The organism is Plantactinospora sp. KBS50, assembly GCF_002285795.1.
Taxonomy (GTDB): domain Bacteria; phylum Actinomycetota; class Actinomycetes; order Mycobacteriales; family Micromonosporaceae; genus KBS50.
The window spans coordinates 5,987,833-6,010,757 of record NZ_CP022961.1 but is presented as its reverse complement, the minus strand read 5'-3'; the positions used below and the strand labels follow the sequence as shown (position 1 = coordinate 6,010,757).

Below are 22,925 nucleotides of genomic sequence, written 5' to 3'. Positions count from 1 at the left end.
CTGCGCTCAGCGCGCCATCACGGGCGCCGGTGCGCCGAGGAACTGCAGGATGGCGCCGTTCACCTGGTCGGCGTGCGTCCACGGGATGCCGTGCGGGGCGTCCGGCAGGCTCACGAGCTGGCTGTCCGGCAGCATCTCGTGCATCCGGGGCGCCGTCCTGGGGTACGGCAGGACGTTGTCCGCGGTGCCGTGGATGATCAGGACCGGCACGTCGATCCGCGACACGTCGTTGCGGAAGTCGGTCATCCAGGTCTTGATGCACTCGTACGTGGCGGTCGGCGACGCGGCGACCGCGGCCATCCAGTGCCCGTGGTACGCCTCGTCGCTGACCAGCTTGCCGCGGCTGTCCGGCCAGTTGAAGAAGTTGTTGAGGAAGGTGGTCTGGAAGGCGAACCGGTCCTGCGCGGCGGCGTCCAGGAAGCCGTCGAAGACGCTGCGGTCCACCCCGTCCGGGTTGTCGTCGGTCTTCAGCAGGAACGGCGGGAGGGCGCTGATCAGCACCGCCCGGTTGACCCGTGCCGAGCCGTACACGCCCAGGTACCGGGTGATCTCGCCGGTGCCCATGGAGTGCCCGACCAGCACCGCGTCCCGCAGGTCGAGTTCGGTCATCAGCGCGTTGAGGTCCGCGGCGAACGTGTCGTAGTCGTACCCGGTGCCCGGTTGGCTGGAGTTGCCGTACCCGCGCCGGTCGTAGGCGATGGTCCGGTATCCGGCGCCGATCAGGGCGGGCGTCTGCTTCTCCCAGGCGGTGCCGTTGAGCGGGTAGCCGTGGATGAGCACCACGGGCGGGCCGCTGCCGTGGTCGGTGTAGTACAGGTCGATGGGTGCGGAGTTCTCCGCGCCGACGGCGATGAAGGGCATCGCGATCTCCTCTCCCCGGCTCCCCGGTGCGCTGCGCGTTCCCGGTCCGGCCGGGTTCACGCCCGGGCTCGGCGGGCAGGCGGCGGGCATGGAGCGGGCCGGAACGGGTATCCGGGCGGACCTTGCCGGCGGGAGGTCCGATGCCCGTGATCGACGCTGCGGTCTACGTCGCTGGCCGGCGTCGCGCCTCGCCGTCGACGCTCGCCGACACGTACCGCTGCCTGCACGAGCACGAGGGCGCGATGGCCTGGATCGGGCTCTACCAGCCGGACGCCGACCAGATCGCCTCGCTGGCCCGCGAGTTCCGGTTGCACGAGTTGGCCGTCGAGGACGCCATCACCGCGCATCAACGGCCCAAGCTGGAGCGGTACGGCGACACCGTGTTCGTGGTGCTGTTGGCGGCCCGCTATCTGGAGTCCCGCGAGGAGGTGCGCTTCAGCGAGCTGCACGTGTTCATCGGCCCCGGGTTCGTGGTGACCGTCCGGCACGGCGACGCGCCCGACCTGGCCGCCGTGCGGCACCGGATGGAGCGCGACACCGGCATGCTCGCGGCCGGTCCGCAGGCGGTGCTGTACGCGATCCTCGACCAGGTCGTCGACGGCTACCTGCCGGTGGTCGCCGGCCTGGAGAACGACATCGACGAGATCGAGACGGAGGTGTTCGGCGGCGAGCCGACGGTGAGCCGGCGGATCTACGAGCTGAGCCGGGAGGTGATCGAGTTCCAGCGGGCCGCCCGGCCGTTGGGTGCCGTGCTCGGGGCGCTGGACGCCGGGGTCACCCGGTACGAGACCGGCGAGGAACTGCGGCGGTACCTGCGGGACGTGGCCGATCACCTGACCCAGGTGGCGGAGCGGGTGGACGGCTTCCGGCAACTGTTGCAGAACATGCTCGCGGTGAACGCGACCCTGGTGGGGCAGCAGCAGAACGACGAGATGAGGCGGCTCACCGAGGCGGGCTTCGAGCAGAACGAGGAGATCAAGCGGATCTCGGCGTGGGCGGCCATCCTGTTCGCGCCGACCCTGATCGGCACCGTGTACGGGATGAACTTCACCCACATGCCGGAGCTGGGCTGGTGGTTCGGCTATCCGCTGGCGCTGCTGCTGATGGCGATGGTGTGCGGTGCCCTGTATCTGGTCTTCCGCCGCCGCAACTGGTTGTGAGGCCGGCTCAGCCCCGCTTCATCAGCCGCCCGACCGCCGCCATCATCTCGCCGGCCATCTCGTCGGACCGGCCCTCCGCGGCGCCCTCGCGCATGCAGTGCCGGGTGTGCCCGTCGAGCAGTCCCAGGGCCACCTTGTCGAGGGCGGCCTGGATGGCGGAGATCTGGGTGAGCACGTCGATGCAGTACCGGTCGTCCTCCACCATCCTGTTGATGCCACGTACCTGGCCCTCGATCCGGCGTAGCCGGGCCAGGAGTTGGTCCTTGCTGGCGGTGTAGCCCCGGACCGGCCCACCGGCCGGCGTGCTTGGCGCGGTCATCGGACCAGGATATCCCGCTACCCCGAGGGGGTATGTCGTTCCGCTCACATCCGGTCTACCCGTACCCCCTAGGGGTATATGGTGCGGAGGTGGGCCGACCCCGTCGGCGAGGAGGGGACATGACCGGCATCGGGAGCACTCCGCCGCTGGCGCCGCACCGGATCGAGCTGGCCATCGGCGGGATGACCTGCGGCAGCTGCGCGGCCCGGGTGGAGAAGCGGCTGAACCGGCTCGACGGGGTGACGGCGACCGTCAACTACGCCACCGGGAAGGCGGCGGTCCGCTACCCGGACGCGATCGATCCGGCCGACCTCGTCGGCGCCGTCAAGGAGACGGGCTACACCGCGCAACCGCTGCGGCCGCCGCCGGCGGCGGCACCGGCGGCAGCGGTACCGGCCACGCCGGGCGGATCGGGCGGAGCGGCCGGGTCGGGCGGGCCGGCTCGAAGGGCGGGTGACCCGGCCGGCGAGCTGGCCGGCCTGCGTACCCGGCTGTGGACCTCGATCGTGCTGGCCGTACCGGTGATCGCGCTGGCCATGGTCCCGGCCCTGCGGTTCGAGCACTGGCAGTGGCTGTCGCTGGCGCTGACCGCCCCGGTGGTCGGGTACGGCGGCCTGCCGTTCCACCGGGCCGCGCTGGTCAACCTGCGGCATCGCGCCGCCACCATGGACACGCTGGTCTCGCTCGGCACGCTCGCGGCGTTCGGCTGGTCGCTCTGGGCGCTGCTGTCCGGCGACGCCGGCGACGTCTACCTGGAGACCGCCGCCGGGGTCACCGTGTTCATCCTGACCGGCCGCTACGTCGAGGCCCGGTCCCGGCGGGCCGCCGGTGCGGCGCTGCGGGCGCTGTTCGCCCTCGGCGCCCGGGACGTCGCGGTGCTGCGGGACGGGGTGCAGGTCCGGATCCCGATCGGCGAACTCCGGGTGGGTGAGCGGTTCGTGGTCCGGCCCGGCGAGAAGATCGCCACGGACGGGGTCGTCGAGGAGGGCGCCTCGGCGCTCGACACCAGCATGCTCACCGGGGAGTCGGTGCCGGTGGAGGTCGCGCCCGGGGCCGCGGTCGCGGGCGCCACGGTGAACACGGGCGGCCGGCTGGTGGTGCGGGCCACCCGGGTGGGCGCCGACACCCAACTCGCCCAGATGTCCCGACTGGTCGAGGAGGCGCAACAGGGCAAGGCGGCGGTGCAGCGGCTCGCCGACCGGATCTCCGGGGTCTTCGTCCCGATCGTGATCGTGCTGTCGATCGGTACCCTCGCCGGGTGGCTCGCCGCCGGGGCCGCTCCGGCGGTCGCGCTCAGCGCGGCGGTGGCGGTCCTGATCATCGCCTGCCCGTGCGCGCTCGGGCTGGCCACGCCGACCGCGCTGCTGGTCGGCACCGGCCGGGGTGCGCAGCTCGGCATCCTGATCAGGGGGCCGGAGGCGCTGGAGTCGACCCGCTCGGTCGACACGGTGCTGCTGGACAAGACCGGAACGGTCACCACCGGCCGGATGGAGCTGGTCGAGGCGCTGCCCGCCGACGGTCAGGACGCCGGTGAGCTGCTGCGGCGCGCCGGTGCGCTGGAGGCGGCCTCGGAGCATCCGATCGCCCGGGCCGTCGCGACCGGGGCCGCCGCCCGGACCGGGCAGCTTCCGCCGGTGACCGGGTTCGGCAACGTCGAAGGGCTGGGCGTGGCCGGCACGGTCGACGGGCTCGCGGTGCTCGCCGGGCGGCCCCGGCTGCTGCGCGAGCACGGCCTGGACGTACCGCCGGAGCTGGTCCGGGCGGTGGCCGCGGCCGAGGCGGCGGGCCGGACGGCGGTGCTGGCCGGCTGGGCCGGGCGGGCCCGCGGGGTGCTCGTGGTGGCCGACACGGTGAAGCCGACCAGCCGGGCCGCGGTGCACCGGCTCCGCGCCCTGGGCCTCAGGCCGGTGCTGCTGACCGGGGACAACGCGACGGTCGCCCGGTCGGTGGCGGCCGAGGTCGGGATCACCGACGTGATCGCCGAGGTGCTGCCGGCGGACAAGGTGGCGCAGGTGCGCCGGCTGCAGGCCGCGGGCAACCGGGTGGCCATGGTCGGCGACGGCGTCAACGACGCTGCCGCGCTGGCCCAGGCCGACCTGGGCCTGGCCATGGGTACGGGGACGGACAGCGCGATCGAGGCGGCGGACCTGACCCTGGTCCGCGGTGACCTGATGGCCGCGGTCGACGCGATCCGGCTGTCCCGGCGGACGCTGCGGACGATCCGCGGCAACCTGTTCTGGGCCTTCGCCTACAACGTGGCGGCCCTGCCGCTGGCCGCCGCCGGGCTGCTCAATCCGATGATCGCCGGCGCGGCCATGGCGTTCTCCTCGGTCTTCGTGGTCGCCAACAGCCTCCGGCTGCGCGCCTTCCGCTAGGGCGTGTTCCACGAGTGCTGGCCGGCCTGCGCCGGGTCCAGACGGCGACCCCGGCCGCGTTGTCGGTTCGTCCGGATACAACGCCGGTGTCCGGACGAACCTCCGCCTTGCCGGACGCCGCCCGGCCTCCGTCCCGGCTCGACCGACAGTTATGAAAAACGTCCTATGGCCGCGCCGTCCCCCGCGACGGCGCCGCGTTACGGTGGGAGCCGCGCGGCCCGACCACCGGCGCCCGCACCCGATCCAACGACGACAGGAAGCAGGGCCGTGTCCGCGGCGTCAACCATCACCGCCGAGGCGGCCCGCCGCCGCACCTTCGCGGTCATCTCCCATCCCGACGCCGGCAAGTCGACCCTGACCGAGGCGCTCGCGCTGCACGCGCGGGTCATCGGCGAGGCGGGCGCGGTGCACGGCAAGGGCGGCCGGCGGGGCGTCGTCTCGGACTGGATGGCGATGGAACGCCAGCGCGGCATCTCGATCACCTCGGCGGTGCTCCAGTTCGGCTACCGCGACCTGGTGATCAATCTGCTGGACACGCCGGGGCACGCCGACTTCTCCGAGGACACCTACCGGGTGCTCACCGCCGTCGACTGCGCGGTCATGCTGCTGGACGCCGCCAAGGGCCTGGAGCCGCAGACCCTCAAGCTGTTCGAGGTCTGCCGGCACCGGGGCATCCCGGTGATCACCTTCATCAACAAGTGGGACCGGCCCGGCCGCGAGCCGCTGGCGCTGCTGGACGAGATCGAGCAGCGGATCGCGCTGCGGCCCACGCCGCTGAGCTGGCCGGTGGGGATCGCCGGGCAGTTCCACGGCGTGATCGAGCGGCGGGACGGCGCGATGACGGCGTTCCACCGGACGCCCGGCGGCGCCACCGCCGCGGTGGAGGAGCGGTTCGACCCGGCCGAGGCAGCCCAGCGGTACGGCCCGGACTGGCACCGCGCCCAGGAGGAGCTGGAGCTGCTCGACCTCACCGGAGCGGAGCACGACCAGGAGGCGTTCCTGGCCGCCAAGACCACCCCGGTGCTGTTCGGCGCGGCGGTGGCCAACTTCGGGGTCCGGCAACTGCTGGACACGCTCGTCGAGTACGCCCCGCCGCCCGGGCCGCGGCCAGTGCGCGACGGCGAACCACGGCCGGTGACGGCGCCGTTCGCGGGCTTCGTCTTCAAGATCCAGGCGAACATGAACCGTGCGCACCGGGATCAGGTGGCGTTCGTCCGGGTCTGCTCGGGCCGGTTCACCCGGGGAATGACCGTGCTGCACGGCGACACCGGCCGCCCGTTCGCCACCAAGTACGCCCAGCAGCTGTTCGGCGCCGACCGGGAGACCATCGACGAGGCGTACCCGGGGACGTGGTGGGCCTGGTCAACGCCACCGCCCTGGGCATCGGGGACACCCTGCACGAGGGGCCGGCGGTGCGCTTCCCGGCGCTGCCGTCGTTCACCCCCGAGCACTTCGCCGTGCTGCGCTCGCCGGACACCAGCACGTACAAGCGGTTCCGCCGGGGCGTCGAACAGCTCGACGCCGAGGGCGTGGTCCAGGTGCTCCGCTCGGGCCGGCGGGGGAGCAGGCTCCGGTGCTGGCCGCGGTGGGTCCGATGCAGTTCGAGGTCGCGGTGGCCCGGCTGGAGGCGGAGTTCGGCGTCCGGACCACGCTGGAACACCTGCCGTACGAGGTGGTGCGGCGGACCGACCCGGCGGGTGAGGAACTGCTGCGGACGGTGGCCGGCGCCGAGGTGCTGACCCGGGTCCGCGACGGTGCCCTGCTGGCGCTCTTCACCAGCAACTGGCGGATGCGGGCCATCGCCGACAACTCCCGCGGCCTGGCGCTCGCCGACCTGTTGTGAGGCGGGGGGAGCGGGGTCAGTCCTCGCCGAGGACCGGGCGTACCTCCATGGCGCCGCCGAACCGGATGTCGGGCCAGCAGGCCGCGATCTCGGTGGCGCGTTCGATGCTGGCGCAGTCCACCGCGACGTAGCCGGCGAGCTGTTCCCGGTTCGGCACGAACGGCCGGTCCCGGACGTCGAACCGGCCGTCCACCTGCCGGACCGTGCGGGTCCGCTCCGGCCCGGCGAGCGCCTGGCCGCCCAGCAGCTCACCGGAATCGGCCAGCTCCTTCATGATCAATTCGATCTCGTCGAAGAGTGCCGCGTGGTCGCGCTCGGACAGCTCGTCGAGGAAGCCCGGCCGGTTGTAGATCAGCAGCAGGAATTTCACCCGCACATTGTGCGCTCGGTCACGCCGAATGCGCCCCCTCCGAGTGGGCCCTACCTGCGCCTGCGTACGCCCTGCGCGCCGGTGGCCCGGGGCGCCAGGGTCAGTCCGAGGGCGAGCATGCCCAACCCCAGCCCGAGGTACAGCCAGGTGTCGCCGCTGTTGACCGGGATGAAGTTGGCGGCGTCGTGGTGCTCCACCGCCAGGCCGAAGATCCACAGCGCCAGGTTGAGGACGCCGCCGAGGGTCAGGTAGGCCCGGGCGCCGTCCGGCCGGCGGGCGAGGGCCAGCCCCACGAGGCCGAAGAGCAGGTGCAGGATGTTGTTCAGGATCGAGGTCTGGAAGACCCCGAACAGCCGCGCGCCGGAGCCGAGCCCGGCGAAGGTCATCTCGCCGTACCCGGTCGTGATCCCGGGCACGAAGCCGAGCACGCCCAGCAGCAGGAAGATGCCGGCCACGCCGGCCGCCGCCGAGCGCAGCGCCGACCGGGAGATCGCCATCCCGGCGACGCCGGACCGGGTACCGCTGACCATGTCGCCCCCCGTTGCGTACGCTGTCCGGCTTGCCCGCCCGTGCGGCCCGGTGCCGCCGGCTTGCCCGCCCGTGCGGCCCGGTGCCGCCGGTCTGTCCGCCCGTGCGGCCCGGTGCCGCCGGTCTGCCGGCCGGGCCGGCCGGTTGACTGCCCAGACCGGGGCGCCGCAAACGGGGGAAGCCGCCGCGTCCGGTCGCCTGATCGCCGTGTCCGGTCCGTGGGAGGCCGCCGTGTCCGGTCCCGCGGGTCGCCGCCGCGTCCGGGTCCCGCGGTCAGAGCGGCCGGGTGCTGTCCCGCAGCACGAGCGGGGTGGCCAGCTCGATCCGGTCGCCGCCCAGTTCCTCGCCGTCCATCAGCGTGCGCAGCATCCGGCTCGCCATGCTGGCCATCTCGGTCAGCGGCTGGCGGATGGTGGTCAGCGGCGGGATCGACCAGCGGGCCGCGTCGAGGTCGTCGAAGCCGACGATGCTCATGTCGTGCGGCACCCGGAAGCCGCGTTCGTACAGCGCCTCGTACGCCCCGAGGGCCATCTCGTCCGCGCAGGCGAAGATCGCCGTGGGCGGCTGGGCGAGGTCGAGCAGGGCGTTGGTCTCCCGGTAGCCGGAGGGCGCGGTGAAGTCGCCGGTACGGATGTAGCCGGGTGCGGCCCGGTGCCCGGCGGCGTTCATGGCGGCCCGGTAGCCGTCCACCCGGGCCCGGCTGCACGGCACCCCGACCGGGCCGCCGATCACGGCGATCCGGTGGTGGCCGAGTTCCAGCAGGTGTTCGGTGGCGGCGACCCCGCCGGCCCAGTTGGTGGCGCCGACCGAGGGGATGCCGGGGCGGGGCTGGCCGGCCGGGTCGATGATCACCACGGGGATGCCGAGTTCGTCGAGCTGTCCCTGCTGGCTGTCGGACAGGTCGGAGAGCACCAGCAGCACGCCGTCGCAGCGCCGGGCGGACAGTTGCTCGATCCACCGCCGATCGGGGCGGCTGCGGTGCCGGCCGTGCACGGCGGAGACCACCACGCCCATGCCGGCCCGGTACGCGTACTCCTCGACCCCGTCGATGATCTGCATGGCCCACGGGCTGCCCAGATCGCGCAGGACCAGGTCGATGAGGCCGGCGCCGCCGCTCGGCCGGGCGGTGCGGCGAGCCGTGTAGCCGCGCCGGTCGAGCAGGTCCTGGACCTTCTGCCGGGTGGCCGGTGCGACGTCCGGACGCCCGTTCAGCACTTTCGAGACCGTGGGGATGGATACCCCGGCCGCGGTCGCGATATCCGACAGCGTCGCCCGCTGGTATGGCATTCCGGCTCCTCGGCTGGTGGGACTGCCCTGGCCAGCAGCATAGCCCGAAAGTTTCGGAAATCGCCGTCGGGCTCCGGTGCCATCATGATCGTGCCCCTCGCCGTCGCGGTCGGCGACGACGAGGGGCACCCCGATCAAGGGTCAGCGAGCGGTGCAGGACTGCACGGATCCGGGGCCGGTTCCGGTGCCCTGGAAGCCGAACTCGGTCGACTGGCCGGCCGCGACCGAGCCGTTGTAGCTCACGTTGGTGAACCCGACGGACCCGCTGCTGCCACTGGCCTGGGCGTTCCAGGTGTTCGTGACCGCGGACCCGGACGGCAGGCTGACGGTCACCGTCCAGCCGCTGAGCGCGGAGGAGCCGGCCGTGACGCGTACCGTGGCCACGAAGCCACCGGGCCACTGGTTCAGCGTCACCGTGCCGGTGCAGCCGGCGTTGCCCGGCGGCGTCGTGGTCGGCGGCGCGGTGGTCGGTGCCGCGGTGGTCGGCGCGGCCGTGGTGGGTGCCGCCGTGGTGGGTGCCGCGGTGGTGGGTGCCGCCGTGGTCGGCGGCGGCGTGCTGCCGCTGTTCAGCGCCGCGAGGACCGCGTCGTAGGCGGCCTTCTTGTTGCCGTTGCCGTCGAAGAGCAGCGGGTTCTGCGAGGCGCGCCACGAGTCGGAGTCCCGGATGCCCCACACCGTGATGCCGTTGCAGCGGGCCACGGCGAGGCAGTCGGTGACGACGTTGCGGTACCAGGTCGAGTTGGCCTGCTCGATGTCCAGCTCGGTGATCTGGACGTCAACGCCGAGCGCCGCGAAGCTGGACAGCGTGGTGCGGTAGTTGCTCGGGTACGGCGACCCGCTGTTGAGGTGCGACTGGAAGCCGACGCAGTCGATCGGCACGCCGCGGGACTTGAAGTCCTGGACCATCCGGTAGACGGCCTGCGTCTTGGCCTGGTTCCAGTCGTCGGTGTTGTAGTCGTTGTAGCAGAGCTTGGCGCCCGGGTCGGCGGCGCGGGCGGTGCGGAACGCCACCTCGATCCAGTCGTTGCCGGTGCGCTGCAGGTTGGAGTCGCGGCGGGCGCCGCTGCTGCCGTCGGCGAACGCCTCGTTCACCACGTCCCAGGCGTAGATCTTGCCCTTGTAGTGGGTGGCGACCTGGGTGACGTGGTTGATCATGGCGTTCCGCAGGGCGGTGCCGGAGAGGCTCTGCACCCAGCCGGGCTGCTGCGAGTGCCAGGCCAGGGCGTGCCCGCGGACGCGCATCCCGTGCGACTGGGCGTGGTTGACGATCTGGTCCGCGCTGCCGTAGCTGAACTGGCCCTGGGACGGCTCGGTCGCGTCCCACTTCATCTCGTTCTCCGGGGTCACCATGTTGAACTCGCGGTTCAGGATGGTGGAGTACGTGTTGTCGGAGAGCTTGTAGGCGGCCACGGCCGTACCGAAGTAGCGGCCCTGCTCGGCGGCGGAGGCGCCCAGCGTGGTGGCGGCGCTGGCCGTGTTCGGCATGGTCAGGACGAGGCCGGCGACGAGCGTGCCGGCGGCCCCGGCCAGCACGGCGGTGCGCCTGTTGCGCCAGCTTCTCGGGGGTCGGCGGTCGGGGGCGGAAGCGGTTTTCATGTGGGGAACCTTCCGGGCTGTCGGGGTGCGCGGCCGGGCCGTGGGAGCGTGCCCAACCAAGACAAGCGTCGATGCATGCTACCGATAAACTTTCGGAAACATCAAGGACACGATCTCCGGCTCTCCCTGCCCAGCCCGCCGTATCGATGGACTCGAAAGTTTCGACGGTCGCCCGAACGGCGTCCATCATGGACAGCCGGAGCGGTCATCCGCCCTGGCCGGGGGCCCGCGAAGCCGTGTGGGCCGGGCGGGGGAAGGAGGCCCAGATGTGTTTCGCGCCGTCGAGCGCGTACCAGCCGATGTCCTGCGAGAAGGCGCGGGCCAGCCGCAACCCCTGACCGCCGCAGTCGCCCGGCGAGGCGTCGGGCAGTTCCGGTACGGAGTTCCTGTCGTGGTCGACCACGTCGAGCACGAGGTGGTCGCGGTAGCTGAGCAGCCGGACGATCGTGGGCGGCAGTCCGTGCCGCAGCGCGTTCGTGGCGAGTTCGGTGGCCACCAGCGCCACCCGCTCCGGGACCTCGTCGAGGCCGTCCGCTGCCGGCGGCGCCTGGCCCGGCGGCGCCGCCTGGTCGTTCGGCGTCTCGCCGGTCGGTGCCTGGCCGGTCGGTGCCTGGCCGGTCGACGCCTCGGCGGTCAGCGCCTCGGCGGTCAGCGCCTCGGCGGTCAGCGCCTCGTGCAGGGCGGCGCGCAGGCCGCGTAGCTCGGTGGGGTCGTCCAACGCCCACCACCGCAGCTGTGCGGTGTCCGGTAGTGGGGGCGAGGCGGGCAGCGATCCCATTGCCACTGGATACCCGCAGCGGGGCCGCGCTATCCCTGCTGAGGTGCGGTACGCCTCAGAGCAGCGACATGTGGACGTGGTCGGTGTGGTCCGACGCGCCGCTGTAGGACTTCCAGCCGGTCGCCGGGAACCAGATCTGTCTGTACCAGATGACGTAGTAGATCCCGAGCCGGTCGGCGTTGCGGATCAGGAACGCGGCCAGGTTGTTGCCGTACAGGATCTGGTCCTTGTTCTGGGCGTGCACGAAGCCCTTGTTGATCAGCGACCAGTCGCAGGCGCGGCCCTTCGGGTGTTCGAACGGCCCGCCGTTGCGGTGGCAGCTGGCGAACCGGTTGAAGCCGGCCTTGCGGGTCTCCTTGTACGCGTTCAGCGTGCGTGCGGTGATGCAGCCGCTGGTGGTCGGGTCGTCCTTGGTGCAGGACTCCGGCCGGAAGCTTCCGTCGGCCGCCCGCGGGGCGGCCTTGGCCACCGGCGAGGTCGCGGCCACGAAACCCTTGCCGATCTGGCGGTTGCCGCCCAGCAGGTCGAGCGACTTCTCGACGTCCTGCCGCTGCTTGGCCATCACCGCGGTGAGCCGCTGCTGCTCCTGCACCTGCAGGTCGAGCGCGGTCTTGGCGGCCAGTGCCCGGGCCCGGGCGGCGTTCAGCTCACCGACCTTGCCGTCGTTGACCGCGTTGATCTCGTTGATCCCGAGGGCGCGGGCCAGGAAGTCATCCGGTGAGGAACTGTCCAGCAGCATCGCCGCCTGGCCGGCCGGCCCGACCCGGTACGCGGAGATGGCGATCCGCTCCAGGTCCGGCGCGAGCTGCTTCAGCTCGTCCTCGGCCTGCTTGGCCTCGTCGGCGAGCTTCTTCTGCTGCTGCCGCGCCTTGTCCAGCTTGCCCTTGGCCGCCACGTAGTTACGGTTGGCGGTCTCCAGCGCTTCGCTGAGCAACTCGTCGTCGTCGTGGGCGGCCGGCGCCTTCTCGTCCGGGCCCTGTTCGGAGCTGGACGGTGCCGGCGTCCCGGGCGCGGCGCCGGCGGGGCCGGGTCCGACCACGACAACCAGGGCGGCCGCGGCGGCGACCAGCGGACCCCACCACATCGGTCGGAGTGTCAATCCGTTCTGTCCTTCCCTGACCGCCGGCCGGGTGGGCCGTCGTGCTCGGGACGCGGGTCGCCGCTACCGCGGGTGACGCGGATCAGCCCCCGGTCCTGGGTCCCCGGTCAACCCCTGGCGGGGTGCCGAGGCGGCGGCACCGCCGGCGCGACGCGCCTTCAGCGATGGCCGCGCGTGAGGTTACCGCACAGTGATGCGCCGGGGCCACCGGAACGCCGTACGGTAGCTGAGCCATCACGCAAGTATCCAAGGTGGAGCGCCGAATGCCCCGGTGGCGCGTCGATGTGTTGCCGGGTGCTGACGCTGCGGAGCGTGACGGCGGGCGTGCCACGGTGCCCGCTGTCGGATAGCCGATTCTCAGCACGCCCCGGCGTCGTCCGGTGCCGCTTCGGCGCAGGCGATGGCGCTGCCGCTGCCGGCGCTGCCGGTGGTGGCGCGGCGGAGCAGGTCGTACAGGGCTTCCCGCTGCTGTTCGTCGAGGTTGCCGAGCACCTCGTCCTCGGTCGCGGCGAGCGCGCACTCGGCCTCCGTGAGCCGTTGCGCGCCGGCCGCGGTGAGTTCCACGACGTGCCGGCGCCGATCGTCGGGGGAGCGTAGCCGGCGGACCAGTTGTGCGGTTTCCAGATCGTTGAGCAACCCGACGATGTTGGTCCCGTCCATCTCCAGCAGCCGGGCGAGCGCCTGCTGGCTGCTGCCGCCGTGCTCGCGGAGCAGGGTGAGCGCGACGAGGTGGCGGGGACGGAGACCAAACGGGGCCAGCGCGGTCTCCGCGCGCAGCCGCATCCTCCGCGCGAGGTGGTCGAGCAGCGGCCCCGAGCGGCGTTCCGGCTGGTCGACCGGTACGGGCATGTGACGAATGCTACCCCCGGTGGGGTCATCGCCGTGCTATAAACGATTTGTTCAACACAAACCATCTCCGGAGGATCAACGATGCCTCACCTGCTGCACCTCGATTCGAGCATCCAGGGGATCGCTCGACCAGCCGGCGGCTCACCGCCCGGGCCGCCGCGCTCTGGCAGGCCAGACACCCCGACGGCACGGTGACGTACCGAGACTTCGGCCGCGAGCCGCTGCCGCACCTGGACGCCGACGGCGGGCTGGCCCGGGCCACCGCCCCGGAGCAGCACAGCCCGGCCCAGCGGGCCTCCTGGGATCTCAGCGTCGCGCTGGTCGAGGAGGTGAAGCGGGCCGACACCGTCCTGCTGGGGCTGCCGCTCTACAACTTCGCGGCGCCGAGCAGCGTCAAGGCGTGGGTCGACCACCTGATCGTGCCCGGGGTGGCGTACGACCCGGCGACCGGAGCCGGCCTGCTGGGCGACCGTGAGTTCATCGTGCTGGCCAGCCGCGGTGGCGGCTACGGCGCCGGCACCCCCCGGGTGGGCTGGGACCACGCGGAGCCCTGGCTCCCGCACGGCCTGGCGATGACCGGCCTGAGCCCGCGCTTCATCACGGCCGAGCTGACCCTCGCCCCCGTGAACCCGGCCATGGCCGAACTGGTGCCGCTGGCCGCGCAGAGCCTCGCGGCCGCCGAACGCGCCATCGACGACCTCTGGGCGCCGGCGGTCGCGACCGGTCAGGGGCGCTGACCCGGACCCTGGGGCCGCGGCGGCGTGCCGACCACCGGCCCGGTGCGTGTCCCGGGGGAACCGGGCCGGTTCCCCCGGGACACCGACCCGCGCAGGCCGCGGCTAGCCGTGCAGGCGGGCGATGTGCCGCATCTTGTTCATCGCGTCCAGCGCGGCGACCTTGTACGACTCGGCAAGCGTCGGATAGTTGAACACCGCGTCCACGAGGTAGTCGATCGTGCCACCGCAGCCCATCACCGTCTGGCCGATGTGGACCAGCTCGGTGGCGTTCGTGCCGAAGACGTGCACCCCGAGGATGCTGCGGTCGGTCGGGGAAACGAGGATCTTCAGCATCCCGTACGAGTCGCCGACGATCTGCCCGCGGGCCAACTCGCGATAGCGGGAGACGCCGACCTCGAACGGAACCCGCGCGTCGGTCAGCTCGTCCTCGGTGCGGCCGACGAAACTGATCTCCGGAATGGTGTAGATGCCGATCGGCTGGAGCGCCTGCATCTCGCGTACCGGCTCGTCGCAGGCGTGGTGCGCGGCCAGCCGGCCCTGCTCCATCGAGGTGGACGCGAGCGCGGGAAAACCGATCACGTCGCCCACGGCGTACACGTAGTCGACCGGCGTCCGGAAGTGCTCGTCGACCGCGACCCGGCCCCGGGCGTCGGCGGAGAGCCCGATCGTGTCCAGATCCAGGTTCGCGGCCGTACCCTGCCGGCCGGCCGAGTACATCACCGTGTCGGCGGCGATCTGCTTGCCGCTGTCCAGCACCGCCACGGCGCCCCGCGGGTGCCGCTCCACCCGGGCGACCGACTCGCGGAACCGGAAGGTGACCGCCAGGTCCCGCAGGTGGTACTTGAGCGACTCGACGATCTCCAGGTCGCAGAAGTCGAGCATCCGGTCCCGCCGCTCGACCACGGTCACCTTCGTGCCGAGGGCGGCGAACATCGAGGCGTACTCGATGCCGATCACCCCGGCGCCCACGACCACCATCGAGCCCGGTACGTGTTCGAGGTTGATGATCCCGTCGGAGTCGATGATCGTCCGGTCGTCGAAGTCGACGCTGTCCGGCCGCGCGGGCCGGGTGCCGGTCGCGATGATCACCTTCTCCGCGGTCACGGTGCTCGTCCGCCCGGCGTCGTCGGTGATCCCCACGGTGTGCGGGGCGGTGAACCGGGCGGTGCCGCTGAGCAGCCGTACGTGGTTACGGGCGAACTGGCTGCGGATCACGTCGATCTCGCGGCCGATCACGTGTTGGGTCCGGGCGGCCAGGTCGCCCACCGTGATGTCGTCCTTGAGCCGGTAGCTCTGCCCGTACATCTCCCGCTGGTTGAGACCGGTCAGGTAGAGGACCGCCTCGCGCAGCGTCTTGGACGGAATCGTTCCGGTGTTGATGCAGACCCCGCCGATCATGTGGCGGCGCTCGACCACCGCCACCCGGCGTTCCAGCTTCGCCGCAGCGATCGCGGCCTTCTGACCGCCGGGACCCGAGCCGAGGACAAGCACGTCGTAGTCGAACACCTTTTCAGTGTCCTAGATGATCGCCACCGAGGACAGCCGGGGCCGGCTGCCGGTCCGGCTCGTCCCCGCCGAAGATGCTGCGGTACAGATCGGCGCCGTAGCTGGTGGGCAACGGCTCGCCGGGGACCACCCGGAACGTGCGCCGCCCGTCCGCACGGCGTTCGGCCCGCAGGAACACGCTGCCGGTCGCCGTCCGGCGCAGGGCGCAGGCGAGGCGGTACAGGTGGGTCACGGTGACCACGCCGACCCGCCGCTCCCGCAGCGCCTGGATGATCTGCCGGCTGAGTTCCGAACCCTCCCGTTCGTTGGTGGCGGCGAACGACTCGTTGAACAGCACCAGCCCGCCCGGCCGCAGATGCTGCGCGATGCCGGCCATCCGGGCCAGCTCCTCGTCGAGCTTGCCGTGCTCCATGTCGGTGTCCTCCTCGCGCTTGAAGTGCGTGAAGACGCCGGTCCGGGGGGCGGCGGCCAACTCGGCGGCGGCGACGGACATCCCGCAGCGCAGCATCACGTACGCCTGCCCGACCGCGCGCAGCAGCGTGGACTTGCCGCCCTGGTTCGCCCCGGTGATCACGATCAGGTCGGTGTCGGCGGCGGCGACGTCGTTGCCGACGACCCGCTGCTGCGGGGCACGCAGCGCCAGGCAGACGTCGTACAGGCCGCTGGCGGCGAGGCCGCCGTCCCCGGTGGCGGCGAGGTCGCCGTCCCCGGTGTCCGCGGTGTCCCCGCCGTCCCCGGTGTCCCCGCCGTTCCCGGCGGCCGCGGTGTCTGCGCCGGCCGCGGCGGCCAGCGGTCGCGGCCGGCACAGCGGCATGCCCAGCCGGTCCAGCCGGTCGTGCACGTTCAGGCAGCCGAGGTAGAAGGCGAGTTCCAGGCGCAGCGTGCCGAAGAACGCGACGATGTGCTCGGTGGCCTGGGCCAGCGCGGTGGCGACCGGATCGACCCCGCGGTCGCGCAACTCGGCCAGGGCGCGGGCGCCGGCCTCGTCCCGCTCGGGAACCCGGTACGTGCGGGTCTCGGGAACGTCGGCGGTCAGCCGCTGCCACCAGCCGGGCCGGTGCGTCGGGCGGCGCAACACATGGTCGGTGCCCCGGCCACCCGGCCCGAGCGCGGCGCTGACCAGCATGCCGTTGCGGAAGTGCAGCAGCCGGACGTGCTCGTCGAGCGCGCCGAGATAGTCGTCGTCGAGTTCGCGTGCGACCATCGCGAAGAACGTGCCGAACCCCGCGGACCGGAACCGGCCGGCCTCCGCGTCGGCCAGGCCACGCAACCGGCGGAGCATGCCCACCGACATCTCCAGCACCTCGATCGCGTGGTGCAGCACCAGATCCGGGGTGGTCCGCAGGTAGCCGAGGAAGTCCCGCTTCCGGCCCTGGGAGGCCGCCACCGCAAGGGCGTACAGCTCGCGTACCACCTGTGGGTTGGCCAGGCAGTCGGCCAGCACGTCCTGCCGGTGGCGGATGGCCTCGGCGTCGGCCAGCCCGGCCGGCACCACCTGCCGGGCCACGTCGGCCAGGTAACCGTCCCCGTCGCCCATCGCCTCGAACAGCGTGCCCAGATGCAGATCCCGCACCAGGTCGTCGGTGCCGAACGGCGGCGGTGCGCCGGCGTCGAAGTCCCGGTCCGGGTACAGCAGGTTTGCCTTCATCGGATCCGCTCCGTCAGCGACTCGTAGGTCAGGCCGTACTTCTGGGCGAGGCTGAGCGCGTACGACAGCCCGTCGGCCGCCCGGCGGACGACCTTGAACGTGCGCCGCGCGGCGTCCGCCGCCTCGACCGTGCTGACCAGGCTCACCGTGGCCGGACCCAGCCGGGACAACTCGTCGACGAACGTGACGTAGACACCGAGGCAGCCGAGCCGGATGAGCCGGTCCATGATCTTCCCGCCCAGCAGCAGGGCGTCCTCCAGCGTGGTCGAGGTGAAAATCTCGTTCATGATGACCACGCTGTCGGCCGTGGCCCGGTCGAGGATGTGCCGCACCCGCAGCAGGTCGTCCTCCAGCCGGCCGTGCAGGTCGGTGGCCACCTCCTCGCGCTCGAAGTGCGTGAAGATGCCGTCGGCCAGGAACAACCGGGCCCGGCTGCCCGGGACCGGGCAGCCGAGCCGGGCCAGGTGGTGCAGTTGGCCCACCATGCGGGCGTACGTGGTCTTGCCGCCCTGGTTCGGCCCGGAGATCACCAGGATGCGCTCGTCGCCGTGCAACTCGACGTCGTTGGGGATCACCGGGCGCGAGTCCCGGCCCAGCCGGTCGGCCAGGGCCACGTCGAAGGACTGCCGGACCTCGGTCCGCCGGCTGGTGGCCGACACCTCCGGCAGGCAGCACCGCAGGCCGTGCTCGCCGAGGAAGTCCAGGTAGTCGAGCCAGGCCAGGTAGAACTGCACCTCGCGGTCGAAGTCGGTGACCACCGGGTCCAGGAAGTCGTCGTGCCGGGCACAGAACTCCCGTACGTCGCCGAAGACCTCCGGATGCAGCTCGGTCACATACTGCAACACCACCGCCTCGACATGGTTCATCTCGGTGAGGTCCTGGCGGGCGGAGCGGCGCCTTCGGGCCTCGCCCGGCCGGAACCGGGCAAACGTGTCGGCGATCTCGCCGCTGTAGTCGGGCTCGCCCGCGTAGCGGCCGACCCTGATCCGGTCACCCTGGATGTCGATCGTGTACCGCACCGCCGCGACCCGGTCACGCAGGCCGGCGGCCTCCACCGCGCGCTCCGCGAACGGCTGGTCGGCGACGTGCGACCGGAGGAAGCGGCGCAGCCCGCACAGCCCGCGCGAGCGCAGCGGCAGGCCGTCCAGCTCCTCGCTCAACCGGGCGACCGCCGCCGAGTAGCCGTCGGCGGCATCGAGGAACCACAGCTGCCGCTGCGGGGCGTACCGGGCCCGTCGGGCTTGACCCAGCCGGTCGCGTACCGTCCGCATCCGGTCGGCGAAGCCGGCCACCGCCCCGCGTACCTCGGGCCGGCGCAGCTCGCGGAAGACCTCGTGCCGGTAGGCAACCGCTTCGACACGCCGCAGCGGTGTGTGGAAGAAGGGGGCGAGCCGGTAGCTGTCGCGGCCCCGGGTGACCGCCGCGGTCACCTGGTCCAGGTTGAGATCCCCGAAGTAGTCGGGCACCGGCCGCTCGTCGACACCGTCGCGGTCGGCCGGGTCGTCGAACAGGATGCTCCGGAAGGCCGGCTCGGTCATCGCATCACTCCCGGTCCATGGCGAGACCGGCAGCGGCAGGCCTCGACACCACCAACCCGGACCGGTGGGTCCGGATTCTGGTAGAGGCCATCAGCGCAGCGGCGGTTGACGGCGAGCCTCATCGCCTACGCCCGCAGGTACGGGGCGCGTCTTGCACGCTATCGCGCCGTCGGCCGGCCCGCATCCCGTCACCACCGACCGTGATCACGCATCCATGGTTCTGTATCAGTTGCCGTGCCGGCGCTCCGCACTCGTCGCGGCGGTCACCGGGGCCTTGCGCCTGGCGCGTGGCTTGTAACGGTGCCGAAGTCAAGGCGAAACACCTCTTGACACTGCCGCCAGCTGGATTAGTGTTCAGACCACCTGCTCACCCGATCAGATGTCGTCGATCGCGTGTCGCGTGATCGACGCAGACGGGCTCCGTGCCCGATCCAGACGCCACAGGAGGATCGATGTCTTCGCTCGACTACACCTACGAGAACATCGACAAGGTCATCGACCGGTCGACCTGGGTAGCCCCGACGGTCGACCCCAAAAGGACGATGCTGCTGGTACTGGACATGCAGAAGGCATGTGCCGAGGTCGGCGGGGCCATGTACATCCCGAGCGTCGGCGGCGCCCCGGAGGGCAAGGACGTCGTCCAGCCGGTGGTCAACGTGCTGGAAGCCGCCCGCGCCAAGGGCATGCCGGTGGTCTGGTCGATGTGGGGCCTGCGCGGTGACGGCAAGGACGCCGGCTTCGCCGACCGCAAGTGGGGCCTTGAGGGCCAGCTCGCCACCTTTCCCGGCGCCTGGGGCAACGGCGGCGACGAACTGGTCGACGAGCTCAAGCCGCTCGACGACGAGCCGGTCATCCGCAAGCACCGGTTCTCCTCGTTCTACGGCACGCCGCTGACCGAGTACATGCGCCGCGCCGGCTGCGACACCCTGGTCATCGCCGGCCTCTCCACCGGAAACTGCCAGATCACCACCGCCATCGACGGCAACAACCAGGACTTCAGGATCATCGTCCTGGCCGACACCACCGCCGCCATCCCGGCCTCCATTCCCGGTGGCGCCGAGCAGCCCCTGGGCTACGGCCAGCACTGGGAGGCCCTGCGCAACATCCAGGCCAACCACGGTGACGTGCGTACCAGCGTCGAGTTCCTTCGGATGATCGGCGCCTGAGCGCCGGCCTGCACGGCCTGCCACCGTCGGGCTCCGCCGGCGTGCCGCCGGCTCCGATCCATCGAATAACCGTAAGCGCGAGAAAAGGACATGAGATGTCGCTTTCAGGCAAGCGCGTGGCCCTGCTGATCGAAGACGAGTACCAAATCCTCGAGGGCTGGTACCCCTTGCTGCGCTTGCAGGAGGCCGGCGCGGACGTCCGGGTCATCGGCAGCGGCACCAAGGGCTCGTACGACAGCAAGGAGCACTACCCCATGGCGGTGGACGCCGGTGCGCCGGACGTGTCCGCTGCCGAGTTCGACGCGGTGGTCATCCCCGGCGGGTTCGCCCCCGACAACATGCGGCTGCACCCCGAGATGGTCGACCTGGTCCGCGAGGCATACGAGTCGGGCAAGCTCGTCGCCGCGATCTGCCACGGCGGCTGGATGCTCGCCTCGGCCGGTGCGACCAAGGGTCGGAAGATCACCGGTTACCTGCCGATCAAGACCGACGTCGAGAACGCGGGCGGCACCTGGGTCGACCAGCCCGTCGTCGAGGACGGCAACGTCATCACCTCGCGTACGCCGGTCGACCTGCCCCACTTCGGCAAGGCCATCGTCGAGTACCTCGGGCGCGCCTGACCGGCACTGCCACCGAGCGCCCCTTCGGGAGGAGAGAGTTATGGCTTATTCGTCCAAGCCAGAGCCGGTCGACGCCATCGTCGTCGGGCTCGGCGCGACCGGTGGTACAGCGGTCAAGGTGCTGGCCGAGGCCGGTCTGAAGGTCATCGGTTTCGACCGCGGTCCATGGCTGCGTGCCCACGAGCACTACTCCGGCGACGAGGTCAAGTACGTCAACCGGAACTACCTTTGGCCCGACCCGAAGCTGTTCCCCCGCACCCTGCGCCACGACGAGAACTCGGTCGCGGAGGTGTTCCCGTTCTCACCGACCCCGCAACTCGTCGGCGGCGGCACGAACCACTGGGCAGGCTGGGTGCCGCGCCCCCGCGAGTCAGACTTCGTCCAGCGCTCGCTGCACGGCGACCTCGACGGTGCGAGCCTTGCCGACTGGCCGATCCGGTACGAGCACCTCGAGCCGTACCTGACCAAGGTCGAGTGGGAGTTCGGCGTCTCCGGTGTGGCCGGCGCGGACAAGTACGAGCCGTTCCGCAGCCGCCCGTATCCGAGTGAGCCACTGCGCCCGACCCGCTTCGGCCGGCGGTTCTACGACGCAGCCAAGAAGATGGGCTTCAACGCGTTCCCGATCCCGCACGCCATGGTCACCAACCGGCACAAGGGTCGCGATCCGTTCAACAAGACCAGCTTCTGGAACCAGTACGGCGACCCGAGCGGTGCCCGGTCGAACACGCTCACCACGTTCATCCCGGAGGCGGTGGCGACCGGCAACTTCGAGTTGCGCTCGGAGTGCTTCGTACGCGAGATCAAGGTCGGCAAGGACGGCCGGGCCACCGGCGTCGTCTACATTGACCCCGAGGGCCGCGAGGTCGAGCAGGACGCCAAGGTCGTGGTGCTCGGCCTCGGCGCCATCGAGTCGGCCCGCCTGATGCTCATGTCGCGCTCCGCTCAGCACCCCGACGGCCTGGCCAACTCCAGCGGCCTGCTCGGCAAGAACGCGACCTTCCACGAGTACGTGTTCGCCGTCGGCCTTTTCGACAAGGAGGTCGACGACCCGCTGTACGGCTGGGCGGGCAACTACATCAGCGGCGGCACGTTCGAGTTCTACGAGACCGCGAAGGACCGCGGCCACATCGGTGGTTGCCTGATCTCGGCCTCGCAGACGGTGCACCCGGTCAACTGGGTCTTCCCGGGCCGGCCGAGCTGGGGCGGTGCGCTCAAGGACGCCGACCGCGACTACTTCAACTACGCGATGAAGATCGGTGCGATCCTGCACGACATGCCGCGCGAGTCCAACCGAGTCGACCTCGACCCGACCGTGAAGGACGCCTGGGGCCTGCCGGTCGCCCGGATCACCCACCGGCCGCACGAGAACGACGTGCGGATGAGCAAGTGGCAGGTGGACAAGAACGCCGAGATCCTCGAGGTCGCCGGCGCCCGCAAGACGGTTCCGGTCTACCTCGACCGGATGACCGGTAACACCTGCCACCAGCACGGCACGGCGCGTATGGGCAACGACCCGGGGAAGTCGGTGCTGAACGAGTGGTGCCAGACCCACGACGTCGACAACCTGTTCGTCGTGGACGGTTCGGGCTTCCCGACCTCGACCGGCGTCAATCCGACGCTGACCATGATGGCCAACGCCTGGCGCGCCTGCGACTACATCGTCGGCACCTTTGCCAAGGGCCGCGAAGAGCACATCAGGGTCGTCTAGACAACGCGTTCACGTAAGGATGGAGGACTTGTGACCCTCAAGGCTGACTGGGAGATCGGCGGCTCGCCGATCGACCCCGACTCGAACGAGCGGCTGTTCTTCACCGCGCACGAGTGGGCGACGATCGAGGCCGCGACCGCCCGCATCATCCCGACCGACCACGACCCCGGGGCCCGCGAGGCTCGGGTGGTCGTGTTCATCGACCGCTACCTGTCCGGCATCGACTACATCTTCGCCGCTGCCGATGGCAGCGGGTTCCTCAAGCTCACCGGCAAGTTCGCCGAGGCGTGGCGGGCCCGCATGTGGGACATGCAGCAGACCTACCGCCAGGGCATCCGCGACCTCGACGAGGTGGCCCGAAAGAGCCACCACGCCGATTTCAAGGACCTGACCGAGGAGCAGCAGGATGCGGTGCTTGAGGCCTTCTCCGGCGCGCCGAAGCCGTCCAAGGTCACCCTGGGTACGACGGAAGCGGTGACCACGTTCCTGCAGGGCACGTTCGACGAGGGGATGAACTTCTTTCCCGCGCTGTGCCTGCACACCAAGCAGGGCTTCTACTGCGACCCCGTGTACGGAGGGAACAAGGACCACGTGGGCTGGAAGGTGATCGGCTTCGTCGGCCCGAAGTCGTTGAGGGACACGATGGACGGCACGTACGATACGACGCCCTACTTCATGGAGGGCGACTACAGCTGGCAGGATCTGGTCCCACACCTGCACGACCATCCGTTCCAGCCGGCCGGGGAGTAGTGCGGGGTCTCCCGGGCGCGGGCGTGGGTGGATTTGCGGGCCTTCTGGCCCGGGCCCGGAGTCGCCCCGTCACCGATGCTCGGCAGCCCACGCTCGTGCCGGGAGCCACCTCGGGTGCGGCCTGGGCGTGCTGTCCGAGTCGTAGCCAACCGCTGCTGTCGATGTCTGGTTATGACAATGGTAGGGT

The 22,925-nt window shown here is 71.4% G+C and carries 20 protein-coding genes, 2 pseudogenes and 1 riboswitch; of the genes and pseudogenes, 10 read left to right on the top strand and 12 right to left on the bottom strand.

Annotation, left to right across the window (positions count from 1 at the left end; translation table 11 throughout):
- Positions 1-6 precede the first annotated feature (6 nt).
- On the bottom strand, positions 7-861 hold the full coding sequence (locus CIK06_RS25995; protein ID WP_095567011.1) for an alpha/beta fold hydrolase: 855 nt from the start codon (positions 859-861) through the stop codon (positions 7-9).
- 140 nt (positions 862-1,001) lie between these two features.
- On the opposite strand from CIK06_RS25995, the gene CIK06_RS25990 reads away from it, so the two are divergent.
- Positions 1,002-2,021: a magnesium and cobalt transport protein CorA gene (locus CIK06_RS25990; protein ID WP_095567010.1), complete on the top strand. Its 1,020-nt coding sequence runs from the start codon at positions 1,002-1,004 to the stop codon at positions 2,019-2,021.
- 7 nt (positions 2,022-2,028) lie between these two features.
- Here the strand turns inward: CIK06_RS25990 and CIK06_RS25985 are convergent, their stop codons facing one another.
- Complete coding sequence (locus tag CIK06_RS25985) at positions 2,029-2,340, bottom strand: metal-sensitive transcriptional regulator (protein ID WP_095567009.1); 312 nt, start codon at positions 2,338-2,340, stop codon at positions 2,029-2,031.
- A gap of 119 nt (positions 2,341-2,459) precedes the next feature.
- Between CIK06_RS25985 and CIK06_RS25980 the strand changes: the two genes are divergently transcribed.
- The 4 genes and pseudogenes from CIK06_RS25980 to CIK06_RS31700 all read left to right on the top strand — a co-directional run bounded on the left by CIK06_RS25980 (position 2,460) and on the right by CIK06_RS31700 (position 6,558).
- On the top strand, positions 2,460-4,715 hold the full coding sequence (locus tag CIK06_RS25980) for a cation-translocating P-type ATPase (RefSeq protein WP_095567008.1): 2,256 nt from the start codon (positions 2,460-2,462) through the stop codon (positions 4,713-4,715).
- A 165-nt stretch (positions 4,716-4,880) separates the two neighbouring features.
- Positions 4,881-6,002, top strand: a pseudogene (locus CIK06_RS25975) (GTP-binding protein); the annotation flags it as partial.
- 62 nt (positions 6,003-6,064) lie between these two features.
- A pseudogene (locus CIK06_RS32645) lies at positions 6,065-6,217 on the top strand (hypothetical protein); the annotation flags it as partial.
- A gap of 92 nt (positions 6,218-6,309) precedes the next feature.
- Positions 6,310-6,558: a hypothetical protein gene (locus tag CIK06_RS31700; RefSeq protein ID WP_232533871.1), complete on the top strand. Its 249-nt coding sequence runs from the start codon at positions 6,310-6,312 to the stop codon at positions 6,556-6,558.
- 16 nt (positions 6,559-6,574) lie between these two features.
- On the opposite strand, the gene CIK06_RS25970 is transcribed toward CIK06_RS31700, so the two are convergent.
- The 7 genes from CIK06_RS25970 to CIK06_RS25940 form a co-directional block, all read right to left on the bottom strand.
- Positions 6,575-6,928 (bottom strand): YciI family protein, encoded by a 354-nt coding sequence (locus tag CIK06_RS25970; RefSeq protein WP_095568138.1) that lies wholly within the window; start codon positions 6,926-6,928, stop codon positions 6,575-6,577.
- A 50-nt stretch (positions 6,929-6,978) separates the two neighbouring features.
- Positions 6,979-7,458, bottom strand: coding sequence for a DUF4383 domain-containing protein (locus tag CIK06_RS25965; RefSeq protein ID WP_095567007.1), 480 nt, complete (start codon positions 7,456-7,458; stop codon positions 6,979-6,981).
- Between the two features lie 271 nt (positions 7,459-7,729).
- Positions 7,730-8,743: a LacI family DNA-binding transcriptional regulator gene (locus tag CIK06_RS25960; protein WP_095567006.1), complete on the bottom strand. Its 1,014-nt coding sequence runs from the start codon at positions 8,741-8,743 to the stop codon at positions 7,730-7,732.
- Between the two features lie 141 nt (positions 8,744-8,884).
- On the bottom strand, positions 8,885-10,339 hold the full coding sequence (locus CIK06_RS25955) for an endo-1,4-beta-xylanase (protein ID WP_095567005.1): 1,455 nt from the start codon (positions 10,337-10,339) through the stop codon (positions 8,885-8,887).
- Between the two features lie 205 nt (positions 10,340-10,544).
- Complete coding sequence (locus tag CIK06_RS25950) at positions 10,545-11,117, bottom strand: ATP-binding protein (protein ID WP_157756954.1); 573 nt, start codon at positions 11,115-11,117, stop codon at positions 10,545-10,547.
- A gap of 55 nt (positions 11,118-11,172) precedes the next feature.
- Entirely contained in the window at positions 11,173-12,201 is a 1,029-nt protein-coding gene (locus CIK06_RS25945; RefSeq protein WP_095567003.1) for a hypothetical protein, read from the bottom strand.
- A gap of 372 nt (positions 12,202-12,573) precedes the next feature.
- Positions 12,574-13,065, bottom strand: a complete 492-nt coding sequence (locus CIK06_RS25940; protein ID WP_095567002.1) for a MarR family winged helix-turn-helix transcriptional regulator — start codon at positions 13,063-13,065, stop codon at positions 12,574-12,576.
- A 47-nt stretch (positions 13,066-13,112) separates the two neighbouring features.
- On the opposite strand from CIK06_RS25940, the gene CIK06_RS25935 reads away from it, so the two are divergent.
- Positions 13,113-13,802 (top strand): FMN-dependent NADH-azoreductase, encoded by a 690-nt coding sequence (locus CIK06_RS25935; RefSeq protein ID WP_232533870.1) that lies wholly within the window; start codon positions 13,113-13,115, stop codon positions 13,800-13,802.
- A 102-nt stretch (positions 13,803-13,904) separates the two neighbouring features.
- On the opposite strand, the gene sthA is transcribed toward CIK06_RS25935, so the two are convergent.
- The 3 genes from sthA to CIK06_RS25920 are packed head-to-tail and all read right to left on the bottom strand — an operon-like array spanning position 13,905 to position 18,494.
- Positions 13,905-15,308, bottom strand: a complete 1,404-nt coding sequence (gene sthA / locus CIK06_RS25930; protein WP_095567001.1) for a Si-specific NAD(P)(+) transhydrogenase — start codon at positions 15,306-15,308, stop codon at positions 13,905-13,907.
- Between the two features lie 4 nt (positions 15,309-15,312).
- Positions 15,313-16,956, bottom strand: a complete 1,644-nt coding sequence (locus CIK06_RS25925) for a DNA mismatch repair protein MutS (protein WP_095567000.1) — start codon at positions 16,954-16,956, stop codon at positions 15,313-15,315.
- Positions 16,953-18,494, bottom strand: a complete 1,542-nt coding sequence (locus tag CIK06_RS25920; protein WP_095566999.1) for a hypothetical protein — start codon at positions 18,492-18,494, stop codon at positions 16,953-16,955. The genes CIK06_RS25925 and CIK06_RS25920 overlap by 4 nt, the downstream gene beginning before the upstream one ends.
- A gap of 74 nt (positions 18,495-18,568) precedes the next feature.
- Positions 18,569-18,629, bottom strand: a riboswitch (Fluoride riboswitch).
- A gap of 317 nt (positions 18,630-18,946) precedes the next feature.
- On the opposite strand from CIK06_RS25920, the gene CIK06_RS25915 reads away from it, so the two are divergent.
- From CIK06_RS25915 to CIK06_RS25900, 4 genes are all read left to right on the top strand, one after another.
- Positions 18,947-19,660, top strand: a complete 714-nt coding sequence (locus CIK06_RS25915; protein WP_095566998.1) for a cysteine hydrolase family protein — start codon at positions 18,947-18,949, stop codon at positions 19,658-19,660.
- A gap of 95 nt (positions 19,661-19,755) precedes the next feature.
- A complete protein-coding gene (locus CIK06_RS25910; RefSeq protein WP_095566997.1) occupies positions 19,756-20,280 on the top strand; it encodes a type 1 glutamine amidotransferase domain-containing protein in 525 nt (174 codons plus the stop codon).
- A gap of 40 nt (positions 20,281-20,320) precedes the next feature.
- Positions 20,321-21,988, top strand: a complete 1,668-nt coding sequence (locus CIK06_RS25905; RefSeq protein WP_095566996.1) for a GMC family oxidoreductase — start codon at positions 20,321-20,323, stop codon at positions 21,986-21,988.
- A 30-nt stretch (positions 21,989-22,018) separates the two neighbouring features.
- Positions 22,019-22,738 (top strand): gluconate 2-dehydrogenase subunit 3 family protein, encoded by a 720-nt coding sequence (locus CIK06_RS25900; RefSeq protein ID WP_095566995.1) that lies wholly within the window; start codon positions 22,019-22,021, stop codon positions 22,736-22,738.
- Positions 22,739-22,925 lie beyond the last annotated feature (187 nt).

Excerpts from the sequence above, each read along its gene's own strand:
- CIK06_RS25950 (WP_157756954.1), bottom strand. The coding sequence starts at position 11,117 with ATGGGATCGCTGCCCGCCTCGCCCCCACTACCGGACACCGCACAGCTG.
- CIK06_RS25945 (WP_095567003.1), bottom strand. The coding sequence starts at position 12,201 with ATGTGGTGGGGTCCGCTGGTCGCCGCCGCGGCCGCCCTGGTTGTCGTG.
- CIK06_RS25925 (WP_095567000.1), bottom strand. The coding sequence starts at position 16,956 with ATGAAGGCAAACCTGCTGTACCCGGACCGGGACTTCGACGCCGGCGCA.
- CIK06_RS25940 (WP_095567002.1), bottom strand. The coding sequence starts at position 13,065 with ATGCCCGTACCGGTCGACCAGCCGGAACGCCGCTCGGGGCCGCTGCTC.
- CIK06_RS25910 (WP_095566997.1), top strand. The coding sequence starts at position 19,756 with ATGTCGCTTTCAGGCAAGCGCGTGGCCCTGCTGATCGAAGACGAGTAC.
- CIK06_RS25960 (WP_095567006.1), bottom strand. The coding sequence starts at position 8,743 with ATGCCATACCAGCGGGCGACGCTGTCGGATATCGCGACCGCGGCCGGG.
- CIK06_RS25985 (WP_095567009.1), bottom strand. The coding sequence starts at position 2,340 with ATGACCGCGCCAAGCACGCCGGCCGGTGGGCCGGTCCGGGGCTACACC.
- CIK06_RS25955 (WP_095567005.1), bottom strand. The coding sequence starts at position 10,339 with ATGAAAACCGCTTCCGCCCCCGACCGCCGACCCCCGAGAAGCTGGCGC.
- CIK06_RS25920 (WP_095566999.1), bottom strand. The coding sequence starts at position 18,494 with ATGACCGAGCCGGCCTTCCGGAGCATCCTGTTCGACGACCCGGCCGAC.
- CIK06_RS25965 (WP_095567007.1), bottom strand. The coding sequence starts at position 7,458 with ATGGTCAGCGGTACCCGGTCCGGCGTCGCCGGGATGGCGATCTCCCGG.
- CIK06_RS25915 (WP_095566998.1), top strand. The coding sequence starts at position 18,947 with ATGTCTTCGCTCGACTACACCTACGAGAACATCGACAAGGTCATCGAC.
- CIK06_RS25990 (WP_095567010.1), top strand. The coding sequence starts at position 1,002 with ATGCCCGTGATCGACGCTGCGGTCTACGTCGCTGGCCGGCGTCGCGCC.
- CIK06_RS25980 (WP_095567008.1), top strand. The coding sequence starts at position 2,460 with ATGACCGGCATCGGGAGCACTCCGCCGCTGGCGCCGCACCGGATCGAG.
- CIK06_RS25905 (WP_095566996.1), top strand. The coding sequence starts at position 20,321 with ATGGCTTATTCGTCCAAGCCAGAGCCGGTCGACGCCATCGTCGTCGGG.
- CIK06_RS25995 (WP_095567011.1), bottom strand. The coding sequence starts at position 861 with ATGCCCTTCATCGCCGTCGGCGCGGAGAACTCCGCACCCATCGACCTG.
- CIK06_RS31700 (WP_232533871.1), top strand. The coding sequence starts at position 6,310 with ATGCAGTTCGAGGTCGCGGTGGCCCGGCTGGAGGCGGAGTTCGGCGTC.